We start from the raw sequence: 17,638 nt of genomic DNA on the forward strand, positions 1-17,638 counted from the left end.
GTTTCCGCCTCCGCCAATCCAGGAAGTGTCCGATGCCCCGACCGCAGTCCGTACCGGCCGAAATATCACCACCTGCCCCGGAAAGATCGCTGCAAGCCGGGCATCGCGACCGGAACTGGTTTTCACTCTGTGCGGCAATGTTCGTGGTCGCGTGGGGCGGCAATCAGTTCACTCCGCTACTGACCATGTACCGGGCGGAACGCGGGTTCAGCGAACTCGCCGTGAACACACTGCTGTTCGCGTATGTCATCGGCCTGATCCCGTCGCTCCTCCTTGCGCATCGGCTGGCCGCCCGCTGGGGCACCCGGACTCCCCTCGTTCTCGCCGTACCCGCCAGCGCGCTGGGTTCGATCCTGGTCGCTGCCGGGTCACACGACCCCGCACTGATGTTCGCCGGGCGAATGGCGACCGGCATGGCCCTGGGGATCGGGATGGTGGTCGGCGGGCTGGCGCTCGACTCGCTGACCACCACACCCGGCCGTGCTCCACGAGCGTCGGCCATGAGCCTGACGAGCGGCTTCGCGATGGGTGCAGGTTCCGCGGGCGTCCTCGCCCAGTGGGTTCCCGCACCGACCACCGCGCCTTTTCTGCTGCACGGGGCGCTCTGCGCAGCAGTAGCCGTGCTGATCACGCGATCGCCGACGACAAGCACGGTGCACGCTCGGCCAGAACCGTTGGAGAGGAATCGAATACCACTTCCCCGCGCATTCCACCTCCTGGTGATACCCGCGGCACCGTGGATCTTCGGCGCCCTCGGCATCGCCTACGCGGTGCTCCCGCCCATCGTGGCACCTCAGCTGGAAGGCTTCGACACAGCGTTCTCCGGACTGCTGTGTCTACTGAGTTTGGGACTGGGCTTCGTCGCGCAGCGACTCGTCGGGCACACGGCGGGACGATCGGGCCCGGCCCGCAGGATCGGACTGACACTCTTCGTGACCGGCACGCTCGCCGCCGCCGTTGCCGCCGCAACCGCGTCGATCTGGCTGGTCGTGGTCGCGGCATCCGTGCTGGGCATCGGATACGGATTGACGTTGGTCGGGTGCTTGCGTGACTGCGAGCGATTGGCCCCGCCCGGCCGGCTGGGGACGATGACCGGCCGGGTCTACTGCCTGGGTTACCTGGGGTTCGGACTACCGACGGCGATCGCATGGCTGCACAGTTCCCATGCGATCGGCACGACTGCCACATTGCTGGGCGTGGCGGCGGCAGCCGTCGCCGCCAACGTTGCAGGTGCCGTCATTCTGCGGATCCTGCCGCGGACGGGCGTCAGTCGACGCTAGCCAGGCTGCATGCTCGCCGACTCGTCACCAGGTCGCGGTTCCAGCCGCCGGAACTGCACACCACCCGGGCGTGATACGTGGCTACGTTTCGACTATGTCCTTCCTGATCGTCGGCGCCTCGGTTGCAGGCACCAGAACAGCAATCGCATTGCGGCAGCGCGGGTTCGCCGGGCGCATCATGCTCCTGGAGAGCGAGGAGCACTGGCCGTACGACAAACCCCCTCTGTCCAAGGACCTCCTGGCCGAGGGACACGCCACGGATGTTCCGCGGCTCCTCACACCGGAGCTCGCAGCGGAATTCGCCCTCGACGTCCGGCTGGGCGTGCGAGCCACCGCTCTGGACCCGGTACGGAGGGTGGTAGTCACCCACACCGGTGAGCAGTTCTCGTACGAGCAGTTGGTGATCGCCACCGGTGCTCACGCACGCACTCTCCCCGTTCCCGCCGTGCCGGCGGGGGTTCACACGCTGCGAACGCTCGACGACGCTACGGCCCTGCGAGAAGCTCTCACCGGCAGACCTCGGGTGGCGGTGATTGGCGCAGGCTTCATCGGCGCCGAATTTGCGTCCGCGGCGCGGGGGCGCGGCCTCGACGTCACCCTGATCGAGGCACTCGAGATCCCGATGAGTCAGGTTCTCGGCGACGAGGTCGGACGCGAAATCGCGTCGATCCACACACTCGGCGGTGCCCAGCTCATCACCGGAGCGCGGGTGGAGTGTTTCCGGGGCAGTGAGCACGTCGAGGGCGTCGTCCTTGCCGACGGAAGCGAAGTACCGGCGGACCTCGTCGTCGTCGGCGTCGGCGCAGTACCCAACACTCAGTGGCTCGAGGACAGTGGGCTTCCCATCGACGGCGGGGTGCACTGCAGCGACGCCTTCGAGGTGGAGGGATTCCCGTCGATCTTTGCCATCGGCGACCTCGCCCTGCGTCGACATCCGCTGCTGGGAGTCCGGGCGCGCATCGAACACTGGACCAACGCCGGCGAACAGGCCGATGCGGTCGCCGCGATCGTGACCGGTGCCGAACCCCCTGCACCGCAGCTTCCGTACGTGTGGTCGGACCAGTACGGCTCCCGGATCCAGATAGTCGGGAGGCCCTCGCTCGGTGAACTCGCCCATCGCGAGGGGGCGATCGCGGAGGGCCGCTTCCGTGCCGTCTACACCGACGCCGACCACAACCCGATCGCCCAGGTCAGCGTCAACGACCCCAGAGCAGTCGCTGCGTTCCGCAAGAACCACCGTCGCGGCGGGAGTCTCGCGGACCTCGTCGGCGAACAGACACCGGCCCGATAAGGAGGGCAACCATGCGTCAGATCCAGCATTTCAAGGGTGGTCCGGACAAGATCCTCCACATCGAAACCGAGGGTTGCAAGGTCAACGTGATCATCGGGACGCACGACCTCAGCAACGAAGTCTTCACCACCGTGGAGATCCTGCCCGCCGAGCCGGACGACGACGGACGGAACTGGATGGCAATCGGCCCCACGGCCGTGCTGGTCGTCCCGGCCACCGGCTCCGATCCCGACAGTTGGCTCTTCCGGGACCTCACCACCACCGATCCCAGCGTCGCCGACCACCACTGACTCACGCCGCCGGCGCGGCCCTCACTCACCAGAACGGATCAGCCCCATGACCGCAGAGCAATTCATCATCGACGACCGCGAGAACAACCTTTTCCGGGTCAACCGTGAAGCCTTCACTTCCGAGGACGTGTTGCAGCGCGAGCGCAAAGAGATCTTCGACAAGACGTGGCTGTACGTCGGACACGAGTCCGAAATACCCGGCAAGAACGACTTCCAGACCCGCGACGTCGGCGGCCGACCGGTGATCTTCAACCGCGACCGCCACGGTGACGTCCGGGTGCTGCTCAACACCTGCCTGCACCGCGGATCCTCCGTCTGTCGGCACAGCTCCGGCAATGCGAAGATCTTCACCTGCTTCTACCACGGCTGGGCGTACCGGAACTCGGGCGAGTTGGTCAATGTGCCCGGCAACGAGGACTACAAGAGCGAGCCGGCTGCCGTGTACAACGGTTTGCAGTCCCCGGCCCAGGTGGACTCCTACCGGGGGCTCTACTTCGTGAACTTCGATCCCGACGCGCCTGATCTGCTGACGTACCTCGGCGACGCCCGCTATTTCATCGATCTGGCAGCCGATCAGTCCCCCGAAGGCGTCGCGATCCTGGAGGGAACCCACAAGTACTCACTCAAAGCCAACTGGAAGCTCCTCGTCGAGAACAGTATCGACGGGTATCACGCCAAGTCCGTTCACCACACCTACTTCGAAATGATTATGGAACTCGGTGCCACTCCACCGATGCTGGGCAAGGAGACCGTCAACGGTGTGGCGCCCGCCGGTATGGGTACCGAATTCCCCAACGGGCACGCCACATTGATGTATCCGGCCAACGGACTTCCCCTGGCCACCGACAGCGTCAAGCGGACCCTCGCCGGCCTGCGGTCGCAGGCTGAACAGTCCTTCGGTGAGAACTATGCCAACGCGATGTTCGGTTTGGCGCGAAATTCGGTGTTCTTTCCCAGCCTCATCCTGATCGATCTCAGCTTCGGGTTGACGCTGCGCACGTTCTACCCGGTGAGTTCATCGGAGACACTCGTCACCGGCTGGCAGATCATCCCCAAGGGTGTCGACGAGGAGTTCGTCAGATACCGCATCAACAATGCACTCACCTTCTGGGGACCGGCGGGTCTCGCGACCCCCGACGACGTCGAGGCCCTCGAACAGGCGCAGAAGGGGTTCGGTGCACGCGGCGAGGTCGGCTGGTCCGACGTGTCGAAGGGAATGGGCAAGCCCGTGCCGGCGGCCAACGACGAACTGCAGATGCGGTCCTGGTGGCGGGAATGGAACCGGCGCATCACCGGACAGCAACTCCCCACCGAAGGCACGTCGTTCGTTCCCTTCGACAAGCAGGCTGCCGACGCCTGACCTCGTTCGATAAGCCTCCTATCCGCCAGTCACCTCAGAAGGACACCCCCATGACTTCCGTGTCAGAGACACCAACCATCACGACGCGCAACGCCGTCGAGGAATTCCTGTTCCACGAAGCCGGCCTGATCGATGAATGGCGGCTCGAGGAGTGGCTCGACCTGTTCACACTCGACTGCACGTACGAAGTGCCCGCCACGGATCGGCCGGACGCGGACCCCGGTCTCACGTGGTCACTCATCCACGACGGCCGCACCATGCTCGAGCAGAGGGTGATTCGTCTCAAGAAGCCGGAGGCGCATGCCGAATTTCCCCATTCACAGACCAGTCGGATCGTCGGCAACGTGCGAATCCTGGACCAAACCGGCGAGTCGATCTTCGTAACAGCCAATTTCATCATCAACCGCGCGAAAGCCGGCAAGTTCGACACGTACGTCGGCCGCTACGACTACGACTTGACACCTCGAGGTACCTCCTTCCTGATCCGCCGGAAGCGGGCCGTTCTCGCTCACGACATGCTCGATCCCCAGGGCAAGATCAGTTTCATCATCTGAACTGTCACCGCGCACCGTATCCGCGCATCACGAGAGGGCCCATCATGGCACCGGAAATATCAACCGCAGCACTGATCTTCGCGTGCGACGAGGAAGATCTGACCGACGGTGAAACCCTTCGACTGGAGGCGGATGGCGGGATCGCCGTCTACCGGGTCGACGGCGAGTTCTACGCGACCTCCGATTCCTGCAGTCACGAGAAATGGTCGCTCGGCGAGAAGGGCGAACTCGAGGGGCACGAGGTACTTTGCACGCTTCACATGGCCCGCTTCGATGTCCGTACCGGAGCACCCTTGTGTTTTCCCGCGGTGCTGGCGTTGACGAAGTACCGGACCGTGGTAACCGACGGCCGGGTGTACATAGCGACGAACGAAGACTGAACACTCTCGCGTCCCACATATTCCAGCGGAAGGCAGTACCCCACATGAACAGATTCAAGGGCCGGACTGCGGTTGTCACCGGGGCCGGCAGCGGCATCGGCCGCGCCATCGCCGTGCGACTCGCAGACGAGGGGGCGGACCTCGTCCTCGGGGACATCAGTGCCGACGCGGTGGAGGCGGTGGCCGAGCACCTTCGCCCCGGCAACGCGGCGTCGGTGATCACCATCGTCGGAGATCTCTCACAACGTGAGGACGCCGCCGAACTCGTCCGACGGACTGTCACGGAACGCGGCGCGGTAGACGTGCTGGTGAACTGCGCGGGCGGTGGCGTCATCCTTCCCACCTTCGACCACACCGAGGAGACCTTGCGGGCCACCATCGACCGCAATCTCTGGACGACTCTGTACACCACTCTAGAAGCGCTGCCCCACATGGTGGACGCCGGTTACGGCCGGATCGTGCACATAGGAGCGGAATCCGTGCGCAACGGTCTGTGCCGGCACGCGATCTACAACGCCGCCAAGGGCGGGGTCCATGCGTTCGGAACCGGACTGGCACGGGAGTTCGCGCATTCCGGAATCACCGTGAACACGGTCGCCCCCGCGTGGATCGAGACACCAGAGGCCGCAGCCAAATTGGCGTCCGCGGCTCCTGAAGTGAAAGAGGACATGGCGGTCTTCGGTGCCCAGATGCGCAACCTCATCCCGATGGATCGACCGGGGACCGTCGAAGAAGTCGCGGCCACAGTCGCCTTCGTCGCCTCGGAGGAGGCGTCCTACGTCACCGGTCAGGTGATCAGCGTGAACGGTGGCAGTTCGATGCTCTGACCAATCGGTTGCCCCAACCCGCCCCTTGCCAGAGCCCCGCGGTTGAGTTTATGGTCAGTCCATTCGCATGAGAGGAGATCAGGGTGTCGATCAGAGTGGGATTGTCGGTCACAGATGCACTCCTCGTCCCGAAGCCCGCCGATCGGCGACTGCTCCTCGATTCCGCGGCGGAGGCGGGTCTCGACCACATCACCGTCGGCGACCACATCAGCTTCCACGGCGGAACCGGGTTCGACGGCATGGTCTCGGCCACGTCCGTCCTGTCCAGCCACGACACGTTGTCGGTGATCATCGGCGTCTACCTGCTCGGCCTGCGTCACCCGATGCTCGCCGCGCGCCAGATCGCGACGCTGTCGCAGATCGCACCCGGACGGCTGGTCCTCGGCGCCGGCGTGGGCGGTGAGGACCGCTCCGAGATCTCGAACAGCGGGGTCGACCCCAGCACTCGTGGCCGGCGCCTGGACGAGACGCTCGAGGTGCTGCGCGCCGTCCTCACCGGCGAGGAAGTGACCCACCATGGTGAATTCTTCACCCTCGACCGGGCACGCATCCTGCCTGCGCCGCAGCCGGCGGTGCCGATTCTGATCGGTGGCCGCGGTGAATCCGCCATCCGCCGCACCGCCCGCTACGGCGACGGCTGGCTCGGCATCTTCTGCACTCCACGCCGGTTCGCCGAGACCCGTACCGCCATTCTCGATGCGGCAGCGAAGGAAGACCGGGCACCCGACTCGTTCGGCGTCAACGTCTGGTGCGGGCTCGACAAGGATGCCGCGGTCGCGGACCGGCTCGTCGGCGAGAAGATGCAGGCGTTGTACCAGTTGCCGCGCGACAAATTCCGCCATCTGGCCCCCGCCGGAACACCCGAGCAGGTGGCCGAGTGGCTGAACTCGTTCGTCGAGGCAGGTGCGGACAACATCACTCTGGTGCCGGCGACGACGTCGATGGAGGCGGCGATCGAGCACGCGGCGTCTGTCCGCACACTTCTGCTCACCCATCACCGCTGACCGTGTGATGTCCACCTCCGACGAGCACACCGACCGTAGGCACCTTCCGCTCAGCGCGTTGGACGAGCTTCTCGACGACGCCGCGGTCGCCGTCGACTGCCTGTCCGCGATCGTCCGGGTCTGTTCGGAGGCCACCGGCAAAGCCGTCACCCTCTTCGACCGCCAGGGACACGTCGTCGCGTCCTCCCGGCCCGATGCCGGGAGGCAGACCACGTTCCCACCACTGCGCGAGATCGTGCGCGAGCACGCGATCACCCCGACCAGCGCGGAACCCGTGCTGTTGCCGGCCGAACTCGGCACCGGGTTGTCGCGGCGCAAGATCCTCAGCGCGATCGTCGAACGCGGCGAGCACCTCGGATGGCTCGTCGTCGACGAACAACCCACGCCGTTCCATCCCACGGACGAGTACGTGACCCTCCGCTGTGCCCGCCGCATCGGCGCGCAATTCCTTACTCAGCGTCGCATCACCCGGGTGGCCTGGAATGCGCGGTCCGCACTCGCCCGCCAACTCGTTCGCGGCTCCGGCGCCTGGGCCGATCTCGCGGCCGGTGCCGAATACCTCGGCGTGAACGTCCACGCCCGCCGGTCCCTGGTGTATGTCCGCGAATCCGACGGCGCGCCCGACGATCTCGACCGCTCCCTCGCCGAGCACACCGAGCGTGCTCTCGGCATGGAGGTGCTGTCGACTCGCGGTTCGGAGGGAATCCTCCTACTCATCGAGGCACCGGAGCACGTCGCGTCCCCGACCGTCGTCCGGCGCATCACCGCGACCCTCAGTGCGGCGGCCGCCGCACTGAGCCCGACGGGAGGTCTGATCGCCGGGGTATCGTCCGTGTACGATCCCGATTCGTTCACCCGCGCCTACCGCGAGGCACGGGAGGTGGTGCGTTGCATCGACCGTTTCACCCACGGAACGGGACATCGCGTTCTCGCCGTCGACGATCTGGGCCCGGCCCGCCTGTTCCTCGCGAACGGCGAGATCTCCGCCATCCGGCACTACATCGACGACATGCTCGGCCCTCTCCTCGATGACGACGCGACGTCGACCGAACTGATTCGCACCCTGGCAGTCTGGTTCGAGCAGAATCGCGGCATGCGCCGCACCGCCACGCGTCTGGGTGTGCACGAGAACACGGTGCGCCTCCGGTTGTCGCGAGTGCACGCCCTCACCGGCCTCGACGTCACCGGTGACGCGTCGCATCAACTGAGCATCCACACCGCGCTTCTCGTCCTCCGACTTCGCGACCATCCGGCCTTCCACCTCGAAAGCCGTTGCGCAGACAAGTGGAACGAAAACAACGCGCTGCCCGACGAACGGAGATCCGCATGACCGACCCGCACCGCCGCAAGGCACTGGTGACCGGTGCCGCACGTGAGGGTGGCATCGGCAAGGCCATCGTCGCCCGACTGGAAGCCGACGGGATGGAGGTGGTCACGCTCGACCGCGCATCCGGGTGTACGTACCAGGCCGACATGTCCAGCGACGAACTGCCGCCCCTCGACGACATCGACGTCTACGTGGCCAATGCCGGTCTGACGACGATGTTCGGCGCCGCACACAGTCTGTCGATCGACAAGTGGCGAAAGGACCTCGAGGTCAACCTCACCGGGACCTTCCGAGTACTCCAGCAGTGCCTACCGGGGATGCGCAAACGGGAATACGGCCGCGTGGTCGTCATCTCCAGTACCGCAGGCACGCAGGGCATGCCGGCCCAGGTGTCGTACAGCACCACGAAGGCCGGCCTGCTCGGTCTGGTGAAGACCGTTGCTGCCGAGAACGTCGCACTCGGCATCACCGCCAACGCCGTCCTGCCCGGGATGACCGCGAGTTCCGGCATCCTGTCGATGCCCCAGGACATCCAGGACGCGTGGCTCGCGTCGATGCCCAACGGATTCGTCGACCCGGCCGACATCGCCGACGCCGTCGCGTTCTTCGCCTCCCCCACCGCTCGCAGCGTAACCGGCCAGTTCCTCACCGTCGACGCGGGCGACGGCCTCAACACCCGCACCGTGACCTCCTCGGTGGCGCAGCACCGATAGCGTTCGCGCGTGCTCAGTTCACCAGCACGCCGCCGTCGACGGGCAGACTCACCCCGGTGACATACGCGGACGCGTCGCTCGCCAGGAACACCACCACCGCGGCGATGTCCGCGGGGTCACCGATCCGTCCGAGGGGTATCCGCGCGTCGACGATCTTGCGCTTGTAGTTCTCGCTGTAGTGCGCCGTCGCCTCGGACGGAAAGACACCCGGCAGAATGGCATTCACCCGGATTCCGCTCGGACCGAGTTGCGCGGCGAGGTCGCGGGTCAGCCCGAGAACGGCCGCCTTGCTCGCGCTGTACGCGGCGGCGGGCATCTTCGCCGTCGTGAGCGCCATGACGCTGGAGACGTTCACGATCGAACTGCCGCGGCCCATCACCCGCGCGCACGCCTGGATCATCCAGTAGGAGCCGTGCACGTTCACGTCGACGACGGACCGGAAATGGTCGGGCGGATCCTCCGTCACGGGGTGGTATTCACCGCCGGTGCCCGCGTTGTTGACGAGGACGTCCACCCGCCCGAATGCCTCGACGGCGGCTTCGACGAGGCGGTCGCACTGGTCCACCTGCGTCACGTCGGTCTCCACCGCCACCACGCGGGGGTTGTACTTCCGCACCTGCTCCGCGGTCTCGGCCAGTTTGTCTCCACGCCGCGCCCCGAGGACGACGTCGGCACCCGCGCGAGCCAGGGCGAGCGCGTAGGCCACACCGAGACCGGACGACGCCCCGGTCACCACCACGACCTTGCCGTGCAACGAGAACCGCTCCAGCCCAGCATCGTTCCGGGACCGATATCCGCTGATCGATGTCATAGGCAAGCTCTACCACGCACCGGAGATCATCCGAAGCAACCGCCGAGGGAGCACTGTGGATTTCTTCAGTGACAGCGGCTCGCGTGTTTGCGGTACCGGCCGACCGGCCCGATCGTGGAGTCGTGACGGAATTCGACGTGAACACGCTGACCACACGGGCGACGGCGGCCGCGGATCGCCGATGGCCGGGAGCCGCAATTTCGGCGTCCTCGGCGCTGCCGGGTGGGGTGTCGAGCCTGACCTACCGGGCCGTGCTCAGCCGCCCCGGCCTGCCCGACGCGGGCGTCGTCCTCAAGATGGCACCGCCCGGACTGGAACCGGTCCGCAACCGCGACGTCCTCCGGCAGGCGCGGATCATCCGTCTCCTCGGCGCGGCACCCGGCGTCCGGGTGCCGGCGATCCTCTTCGAGGAGAGCGGAACACACGAACGGCCACCGTTCTTCGGCATGACCCTTGTCGACGGACAGTCCTACGAACCTCTCCTCGACGAAGCCGGCTCCCCGCCTTCCGCTGACACGGTTGCCGTCCGCGCCCACGGAGCCGCAGGGATGCTCGCGCGGATGCAGAACCTCGACCCCGTCGCGCTGGGAGTCGGGGACGAACCGGTGGTCACCGTCGCGGAAGAACTTGCACGCTGGCAGCGCCTGCTCGACACCGTCGACGACGACATCGCGCCTCGTCACGCCGAACTGCACGCCGCGCTGGCGGACCGCATCCCCGCACCGGTCGCTCCCACCCTGCTGCACGGCGACTACCGGCTCGCGAACATGCTGTTCGCGGGCGACGACCTCGCCGCGATCATCGACTGGGAGATCTGGTCGGTCGGCGATCCCCGCACCGATCTGGCGTGGTTGCTGATGCACACCGACCCCGCGCACCGGTTCCGGCGGTCCCGTCCGGCAGCTGACGTCGCGGCGGGAACCGGGATGCCGTCGCGCGGCGAACTCCTCGCGGCCTATCGCGCCGAGCGTGACGGTCCGGTTCCCGACCTGGACTGGTTCCTGGCCTACTGCTACTACAAGACGGCGTCGACGATGTCGGTCTTCGTCAAACGCAACCGGAGGCGCCCCGACCCGGACCCCGCCCTGGTCGTCGCCGCGGAGAGCCTCGCCGAGGTGGTCGAGCGCGGCCTCACCGTCCTCGGCGCACGGGTGGCACCTCAGAGGTAACACCGCGGGGTACCACCTCGACGACGACCTTGCCGAGCGCGGCCCGGTCATCGAGCGCACGCAGTGCGGCCGCCGACTGTTCGAGCGGGAACGTGGCCCCGACATACGGGCGTATCCGTCCCTCGGCGGCCAGTGACTCGACGGCGTCCCGGACCATCCGCAAAGTCCCGGGATACTCGGTTTCCATGTTGTCCATGGTGATTCCCGTGACGGTGAGATTGCGGTGGAGCAGGCGGTTGACCTTGACGGTGGGAATCGAGCCGCCGGTGAATCCGACGACCACGAGTCGCCCGCCCTGGCGCAGTGCGCGGAGCGAGTCGGTGAACCGGTCGCCGCCCACCGGGTCGATCACCACGTGCACGCCGCGCCCGTCGGTGAGGGCGCGCACCTCGTCGAGCCACGGCCCGTCCGACCGCACCACCGCGTGCGCGCCGTGGTGGCGCGCGACCTCCTCCTTCCGGTCGCTGGACACGACGGCGATCGCCTTCACCCCGAACGTGTCCGCGAGGTCGAGCGCCGCGGTGCCCACCCCACCCGCCGCGCCGTGGACGAGCACGTACTCGCCCGGCCGAGCCTGGGCCCGGTGCAGCGCGTACCAGGACGTCGAGTAGTTCATGTAGAGCGCCGCGCCTTCGACGAACGACATCGACGGCGGGATCTTCACCGTGTAGTCGGGCAGTGCCAGGGCCCGCTCGGCGAGCGCGCCGTGCCACACGATTCCGCCGACCCGGTCGCCCGGTTGGAGGTGGGTGCCGACCGGTGCCTCGACCACGACACCCGCGAACTCGCTGCCACATACGTATGGTGTGGGCACGCCGTTCTGGTACTTCCCCCAGGTCTGCAGGGGGTCGATGAACGACAGGCCGGCGGCGTGCACGTCGACGAGCAGTCGCTGCCCGTCCGCCCGGGGGTGGGCGCCGTGCGGTTCGGGTACCGCTGTTAACGTCGCGGCCTCCGGACCGGTCAGTTCCTCGACGACGACTGCGCGCATGAACGTCACTCCTTCTGTTTTAGTGGAAGTAGGCCACGACCGCGTCCGCGACGCAGGCAGGTTTGTCGTGACCCTCGATCTGGAAGGTCTGCCGGATCGTGAACCGATACCCGCCGTCGATCGGTCGCGCATCCTGCAGTCGCGCCGTCATGCGGATCCGGGAACCGACCCGGACGGGGTTCAGGAAGCGCACCGTGTCGAAACCGTAGTTGAGCCCCAGCGAGTGCCCGGTCATCGCGAAGATCTCGTACAGGAACCTCGGCCCGAGCGAGAGTGTGTACATTCCGTGGGCGATCGTGCCGCCGAATCCGGCCTCCCGGCCCCGCTCGGAGTCGAGGTGGATCCGCTCGAAGTCCTCGGTGTCGTGGGCGAACGCCGTGATCCGGTCCTGGGTCACGGCGTACCAGTCCGTCGCGCCGAGGTCGGTGCCGACCCGCGCGACCAATTCGTCGATCCCGTTCAGCTTCAGCATGGCCGCATGCAACCACGGCGACCGCGACGTCCACAGGACGAGTCGGTCCGGGCACTGGAGAAATCAACAGTGCGGCGCGGCGGCCTCGTGGCCGTGGGTGCCGCCGCTCCCTACCGTCCGATGCATCAGGAAACCGAAGCGGAGGACGCCCTATGGACTGGACCATTCCCGACGATGTGCAGCAGTTCGTCACCGACCTCGACGCGTTCATCGATCGCGAGATCAGCCCGCTCGAGGCCAAGCACCCGCAGTTCTTCGACCACCGCCGCGAGTACGCCCGCACCGACTGGGAACGGGACGGGTTCCCCAAGCAGGAGTGGCGCGAGTTGCTGCTCGAGGCGCGGCGCCGATCCGACGCCGCCGGGTTCTTCCGGTTCCCGTTGCCCCGGGCGCTCGGCGGCAACGACGGGAGCAACCTCGCGATGGCCGTCGTCCGCGAACACCTTCTCACCAGGGGCTCCGGTCTGCACTTCCCCCACGCCGACGAGGCATCGGTGGTCGCGAACTTGCCGCTCGCCCTCGTGCTGCACGAGTACGGCACCGACGAACAGCGGGAGCAGTACCTCGAACCACTGATCCGCGGCGACATCGAGATCGCATTCGGCCTCACCGAGCCCGGACACGGCAGCGACGCGACGTACCTGGAGACGATGGCCCGGCGAGACGGCGACGACTGGATCATCAACGGGGCGAAGCGCTTCAACAGCCTCGTCGACTGCTCCGAGGTCGACCTCGTGTTCGCGCGCACGTCCGGGCAGGCAGGCAAGGCCGACGGGATCACGGCATTCCTGGTACCGACGAACGCGCCGGGCTTCTCCGTTCCGTTCAACCACTGGACGTTCAACATGCCCAGCGATCACTCCGAGGTCCATCTCGACGACGTGCGGGTCCCGGGAGGCGCCGTGGTCGGGGAGGTCGGCCGCGGCCTCGACTGCGCTCAACTGTTCGTCCACGAGAACCGGATCCGGCAGGCGGCGTCGTCGCTCGGTGCGGCGCAGTACTGCATCGACGAGAGCGTGAAGTACGCCCAGGAGCGCGTCGTCTTCGGGAAGCCGCTGCACGAGCACCAGGGAATCCAGTGGCAACTGGTGGAACTCCAGACCGATGCAGAACTGATCCGCAACACGATCTACAAGACCGCGGCAATGATGGACGAGCTCGGGAAGACGGCCGTCACCGACAAGGTGGCGATGGTGAACCTGCGCAGCAACCAGCTCGCGTGCCGGGCGGCCGACCGCGCGATCCAGATCCACGGCGGCGTCGGATACTCCCGCCACAAGCAGTTCGAGCACATCTACCGCCACCACCGCCGCTACCGCATCACCGAGGGCACGGACGAGCTGCAGCTGCGCCGCATCGCGAGCAGGATGTTCGACTTCTCGTCGCGTCGCTAGTCATCCTTTTGGACTGTCCTTTACTTTGGACTGTCCATATGGTGTTATCTGTGACGGAAGCCACTCACCGTGGATCCCCTGCGCGGCATCGCCGCCCCCGACTACCGATATCAATCGACAGGAGCTTCCATGAGCGCAGTCGGCACGACTGGTTCGCAGGCGCCCACGCGGCATCTGAACCGCTGGTGGTATGTGGTGACAGGCTTTCTGACCCTGTTGTTCGGCACGACCGCGGTCAACGTCTTGTTCAACATCCTGGGCAAGCCGATGACCGAGGAATTCGGCTGGGAACGCAGCGTCATCAGCAACGGCCTGTCCATCGAAACGGTGCTGGTAGGTATCAGCATCGTCATCCTGGGCTTCCTCATCGACCGGTACGGTCCCAAGATCCCCTCGGTTCCGATGTCGCTGGCGTTCGGAATCGGCCTGATGCTGATGTCCGCCCTGCCGAACAACCAACTCGTCTTCTACCTCCTCTGCGTGGTCATCGGAGCCGGCGCGGGCGCCGTGAACCCGGTGGCGCACTCGACCGTGGTGAGCGCGTGGTTCCAGGACCGTCGCGGCATGGCGCTGGGCATCCTCATGGCCGGCCTCGGCTCGTGCGGGGTGCTCATGCCATATCTCGCCAACTGGATGCTCGGCATCGGCGGATGGCGCATGGCGTTCCTGGTCATCGGCGCCCTGTGCACGGTCATCCCGGCCGCGGTCTACGCCTTCGTCACCCGGATGCCCGCCGAACACGAAGCCGAGCGCAAGGCCGCCCGTCTGGAAGGCCGGATGGCCGGGGAGTCGCTGCTCACCGTGGCGCGGAAGTACCGGCAGTTCTGGCTGCTGTCCGTCGCCATCTTCCTGGTGTCCTCGGCGACGTTCGGCCTGATGTCCCAGGTCGTGCCCATGACCACGGACAAGGGCATCAGCCAGGGCACCGCCGTCTCGATCCTGTCCGTTCTCAGCCTGGCGTCGATCGGCGCCCGACTGCTGGTGGGCTACCTGCTGGACCGGTTCTACGCCCCCGCCATCGGCTCGATCATCTTCGCCCTGTGCGGGGTCGGGGTGTTCTTCATGATCACGTCGTCGCAGACCGGCCTGCTGTTCGTCGGCGCGGCCCTGATCGGTCTCGGTCTGGGATCCGAAGGTGATCTCGCCGCCTACATGGTGAGCCGATACTTCCCCAAGCACTCCTACGGCCGGGTGCTGGGATTCATCTACTTTCTCTACGCGCAGGGGTCGGCGTTCGGCATCTTCCTGCTCGGACAGGTCTACAGCGCCACCGGTTCCTACCGTGCCGGAGCGCTCCCGATCATCGTGCTGGTCGGAATCGCCATCGCCTGCCTGCTGCTGATGGGTTCCTACCGCTTCACCCTGGACCATCGCGAGATCGGCGCCGACAATGTCACCGTCGAAGAAAAGGAGCACGTATGACCGACGGATTCCACGACGCCCTGGTAACCCGGGCCACTGCTGACATGCCGGAGAGGTTCTTCGACCGGTTCATGTTCAACCTTCACCCGGACGGACGTACCGCGCCGTCAGTGATTCTCGGTGCCGGGGTCTACCCGCCCCGCAACGTCGTGGACGGTTTCGTGGTCCTCACCACCGGGACCGAGCAGCGCAACCTCCGCTACTCCACCGAACACTCCGAGACCGACGGTGCCTCCGTCGGACCGCTGAGATGGGAGACGCTCGAGGACAACACGACCTGGCGAATCCAGCTGGGTGAGAACAAAACCGGACTCGAACTGGACCTGGTCTGGCGCGCCCGGGCACCGTATTGGCTCGGATCGGTGGACGTGGAGAACACCGACGGCAACGTCACGTCGTTCGACCATCTCTTCCAGCCCGGCCGCTACGAAGGCACACTCACCCTCGACGGAACCACCACCGACGTCGGCGGGTGGTACGGACTGCGGGACCGCTCCCGCGGTGTGCGCACCATGTCCGGGGGCCAGGGTCTGCACATCTGGTACCAGGCACAGTTCCCGGACCGCACGTTCGGGTTCCTGCTCGTCGAGGACCGTCGCGGTGGCCGAATTCTGCTGGAAGGCGCCGTCATGCACGACGACGGCCGACTCGACGACATCACCGACGTCCGGCACGACCTGGTGTTCACCGCGGGCAACGACCTCACCGGGGGAACGATCGAGGTCGTGACGGCCGGCGGCGCGACCTACCGCATCGGTGCGGACGCCTCGGCCGGCGGTGGGTACATGGCAGGCGGCGGCTACGGCGGACACCATGGCAAGGTCCGTGGCCGCGACGTCCAGGAGTTCGACGTCTATCCGCTCGACGGATCCGTGGGGCCGACGACCCTGGACTCGGCCCTGACCGACCGGTGCTGCACGTTCGAGTGGAACGGGCAGACCGGCTACGGAATCTTCGAGTTCGCCCTGTCGCGGTCGTCGTCCTACACGTACCGCTCCAGCATCGCGACATAGCCCGAGACCGACTCTGCCCCTGCATCTACCGATAGGTGCAGGGGCAGAGTGTTATTACCGGAAAGCGTCCAGGCCCTCGGTCGCCATCCGCACCATGTGATCGGCCAGCCCGGCCGTGCGGGTCACCTTGGCGGGCCAATACGCGATCGAGAAGATCATGCCCAGGCAGGACTGGGTTGCCACGGACACCTCCGCCGGCGCCGCATCGGGGATCGCCCGCGCCACCGCAGCCTCCCACCCCTGGACGTACTGTTTGCGCCGGCGGTTGATCGCCTTCCGCCACGGATCGACCAGCGACCGGTCCTCACGCTGGCTGACGTTGACGAGATGGCGGTGCCGGGCAGCATAGAGAGCGTGGTGGCGGATCATCCGCTGGAGATCGAGATCCGCGTCCTCGTGCACCGGCTCGGTGGCGCCGATCAACTCGTCCATCGCCTCGTCGAACAGGGTGGCCAGAATCTCGTCCTTGCCCGAGAAATGACGATAGATGGCAGGACCGCTCAGCCCGGCACGGGAGCCCAGTTCATCGACACTCGTGCCGTGAAAGCCTTTTTCGTAGAACAGCTCTGCGGCGGTGTCGAGGATCTTCCTGTTCCGGTCCACAGCTGCATTCTAGCACTCGTTGTTAACGATCGTTATTATGGACCTATGACGTCACCAGCCGAAATCCCCTCCTACCTCCAGGTGGTTGCACTGCCCCGCGAGTGCGGGCCCGTGCTCGTTCCGTCCGCTTACGAGGACGAGAACGGCCACATGAACATCCGCCACTACTTCGACCTCGAGGCGCAGGCGATCGCGGAAGTGTTCGATCGGATGGGCATCACCGACGACTACCGCACCACCCGCGGCCAGGGATTCTTCACCGCGGAACATCACATCCGCTACTACGCGGAGGTCCACGTCGGCGACCGCGTGTCGGTGCACGCGCGGATCATCGAACGCTCGGACAAGGTCGTCCACGCGATGGCGTTTCTCGTCGACGACACCACCGAACGCCTCGCGAGCACCCTCGAGGTTATCGCGACCCACGTCGACCTCACCAGCCGCCGAGTGGTCCCGTTCGCGGCCGACGTCGCGGACGCCGTCGACCGGGAACGGGCCGGCACCGACGTCGACTGGCCCGCCCCCGTGTGCGGCGCGATGGGCGTCCGCGCCCGAGCCGCGCGGTGACGGCGTCGGACCGACGACTCCCACCAGCCATTGACGCTCACTTTCTCGGCTGTCGCACACGCTGTGGGCGCCGACACGTTTGTTGCCAGGGTGGTCGTGAGACACATCGTGGCAGGGGCGCGGGGAAGCGAGTGATGCATGATCGACATCGAGATCGGACGCACCCCGAC

The 17,638-nt window shown here is 66.5% G+C and carries 19 protein-coding genes; 15 read left to right on the plus strand and 4 right to left on the minus strand.

Going from position 1 to position 17,638, the window contains the following annotated elements; translation table 11 throughout:
* Positions 1-32: 32 nt before the first annotated feature.
* The 10 genes from ACFTZB_RS28250 (at position 33) to ACFTZB_RS28295 (ending at position 9,026) form a co-directional block, all read left to right on the plus strand.
* Positions 33-1,280, plus strand: a complete 1,248-nt coding sequence (locus tag ACFTZB_RS28250) for an MFS transporter (protein ID WP_378436303.1) — start codon at positions 33-35, stop codon at positions 1,278-1,280.
* Between the two features lie 94 nt (positions 1,281-1,374).
* Entirely contained in the window at positions 1,375-2,571 is a 1,197-nt protein-coding gene (locus ACFTZB_RS28255) for an NAD(P)/FAD-dependent oxidoreductase (protein WP_378436305.1), read from the plus strand.
* Positions 2,572-2,582: 11 nt separating this feature from the next.
* On the plus strand, positions 2,583-2,861 hold the full coding sequence (locus ACFTZB_RS28260; protein ID WP_124393317.1) for a hypothetical protein: 279 nt from the start codon (positions 2,583-2,585) through the stop codon (positions 2,859-2,861).
* A gap of 46 nt (positions 2,862-2,907) precedes the next feature.
* On the plus strand, positions 2,908-4,221 hold the full coding sequence (locus tag ACFTZB_RS28265; protein ID WP_378436308.1) for a Rieske 2Fe-2S domain-containing protein: 1,314 nt from the start codon (positions 2,908-2,910) through the stop codon (positions 4,219-4,221).
* Between the two features lie 50 nt (positions 4,222-4,271).
* Positions 4,272-4,775, plus strand: coding sequence for an aromatic-ring-hydroxylating dioxygenase subunit beta (locus tag ACFTZB_RS28270; protein WP_378436311.1), 504 nt, complete (start codon positions 4,272-4,274; stop codon positions 4,773-4,775).
* 44 nt (positions 4,776-4,819) lie between these two features.
* Positions 4,820-5,155, plus strand: a complete 336-nt coding sequence (locus tag ACFTZB_RS28275; protein WP_378436312.1) for a non-heme iron oxygenase ferredoxin subunit — start codon at positions 4,820-4,822, stop codon at positions 5,153-5,155.
* Positions 5,156-5,199: 44 nt separating this feature from the next.
* The gene (locus tag ACFTZB_RS28280; protein WP_378436314.1) at positions 5,200-5,982 is read left to right on the plus strand and encodes an SDR family NAD(P)-dependent oxidoreductase; all 783 of its coding nucleotides are present in this window, start codon (positions 5,200-5,202) and stop codon (positions 5,980-5,982) included.
* An 83-nt stretch (positions 5,983-6,065) separates the two neighbouring features.
* Positions 6,066-6,986, plus strand: a complete 921-nt coding sequence (locus ACFTZB_RS28285) for an LLM class flavin-dependent oxidoreductase (RefSeq protein ID WP_378436316.1) — start codon at positions 6,066-6,068, stop codon at positions 6,984-6,986.
* Between the two features lie 7 nt (positions 6,987-6,993).
* A complete protein-coding gene (locus tag ACFTZB_RS28290) occupies positions 6,994-8,316 on the plus strand; it encodes a PucR family transcriptional regulator (protein ID WP_378436318.1) in 1,323 nt (440 codons plus the stop codon).
* Positions 8,313-9,026, plus strand: a complete 714-nt coding sequence (locus ACFTZB_RS28295) for an SDR family NAD(P)-dependent oxidoreductase (RefSeq protein WP_378436320.1) — start codon at positions 8,313-8,315, stop codon at positions 9,024-9,026. Before ACFTZB_RS28290 ends, ACFTZB_RS28295 begins: the two co-directional genes overlap by 4 nt.
* A 13-nt stretch (positions 9,027-9,039) precedes the next feature.
* On the opposite strand, the gene ACFTZB_RS28300 is transcribed toward ACFTZB_RS28295, so the two are convergent.
* The gene (locus ACFTZB_RS28300; RefSeq protein ID WP_378436323.1) at positions 9,040-9,837 is read right to left on the minus strand and encodes an SDR family NAD(P)-dependent oxidoreductase; all 798 of its coding nucleotides are present in this window, start codon (positions 9,835-9,837) and stop codon (positions 9,040-9,042) included.
* 122 nt (positions 9,838-9,959) lie between these two features.
* Between ACFTZB_RS28300 and ACFTZB_RS28305 the strand changes: the two genes are divergently transcribed.
* Positions 9,960-11,006, plus strand: a complete 1,047-nt coding sequence (locus ACFTZB_RS28305; RefSeq protein WP_378436325.1) for a phosphotransferase family protein — start codon at positions 9,960-9,962, stop codon at positions 11,004-11,006.
* Here ACFTZB_RS28305 and ACFTZB_RS28310 read toward each other — a convergent pair.
* Positions 10,969-11,997, minus strand: coding sequence for an NADPH:quinone oxidoreductase family protein (locus tag ACFTZB_RS28310; protein WP_378436327.1), 1,029 nt, complete (start codon positions 11,995-11,997; stop codon positions 10,969-10,971). The two genes, ACFTZB_RS28305 and ACFTZB_RS28310, sit on opposite strands and share 38 nt — an antisense overlap.
* A gap of 19 nt (positions 11,998-12,016) precedes the next feature.
* Complete coding sequence (locus tag ACFTZB_RS28315; protein ID WP_378436329.1) at positions 12,017-12,469, minus strand: MaoC family dehydratase; 453 nt, start codon at positions 12,467-12,469, stop codon at positions 12,017-12,019.
* Between the two features lie 152 nt (positions 12,470-12,621).
* Between ACFTZB_RS28315 and ACFTZB_RS28320 the strand changes: the two genes are divergently transcribed.
* From ACFTZB_RS28320 to ACFTZB_RS28330, 3 genes are all read left to right on the plus strand, one after another.
* Positions 12,622-13,863 carry an acyl-CoA dehydrogenase family protein gene (locus tag ACFTZB_RS28320; protein ID WP_378436331.1) on the plus strand — a complete coding sequence of 414 codons (1,242 nt, stop codon included), beginning with the start codon at positions 12,622-12,624 and terminating at the stop codon, positions 13,861-13,863.
* Positions 13,864-13,992: 129 nt separating this feature from the next.
* Positions 13,993-15,285 carry an MFS transporter gene (locus ACFTZB_RS28325; protein WP_378436333.1) on the plus strand — a complete coding sequence of 431 codons (1,293 nt, stop codon included), beginning with the start codon at positions 13,993-13,995 and terminating at the stop codon, positions 15,283-15,285.
* Positions 15,282-16,298 (plus strand): hypothetical protein, encoded by a 1,017-nt coding sequence (locus ACFTZB_RS28330; protein ID WP_378436335.1) that lies wholly within the window; start codon positions 15,282-15,284, stop codon positions 16,296-16,298. Before ACFTZB_RS28325 ends, ACFTZB_RS28330 begins: the two co-directional genes overlap by 4 nt.
* 54 nt (positions 16,299-16,352) lie before the next feature.
* On the opposite strand, the gene ACFTZB_RS28335 is transcribed toward ACFTZB_RS28330, so the two are convergent.
* The gene (locus ACFTZB_RS28335; RefSeq protein ID WP_378436338.1) at positions 16,353-16,901 is read right to left on the minus strand and encodes a TetR/AcrR family transcriptional regulator; all 549 of its coding nucleotides are present in this window, start codon (positions 16,899-16,901) and stop codon (positions 16,353-16,355) included.
* 45 nt (positions 16,902-16,946) lie between these two features.
* Between ACFTZB_RS28335 and ACFTZB_RS28340 the strand changes: the two genes are divergently transcribed.
* On the plus strand, positions 16,947-17,468 hold the full coding sequence (locus tag ACFTZB_RS28340; RefSeq protein WP_378436340.1) for a thioesterase family protein: 522 nt from the start codon (positions 16,947-16,949) through the stop codon (positions 17,466-17,468).
* Positions 17,469-17,638: the final 170 nt, after the last annotated feature.

Source organism: Rhodococcus sp. NPDC057014 (assembly GCF_042673295.1).
GTDB lineage: Bacteria > Actinomycetota > Actinomycetes > Mycobacteriales > Mycobacteriaceae > Rhodococcus_F.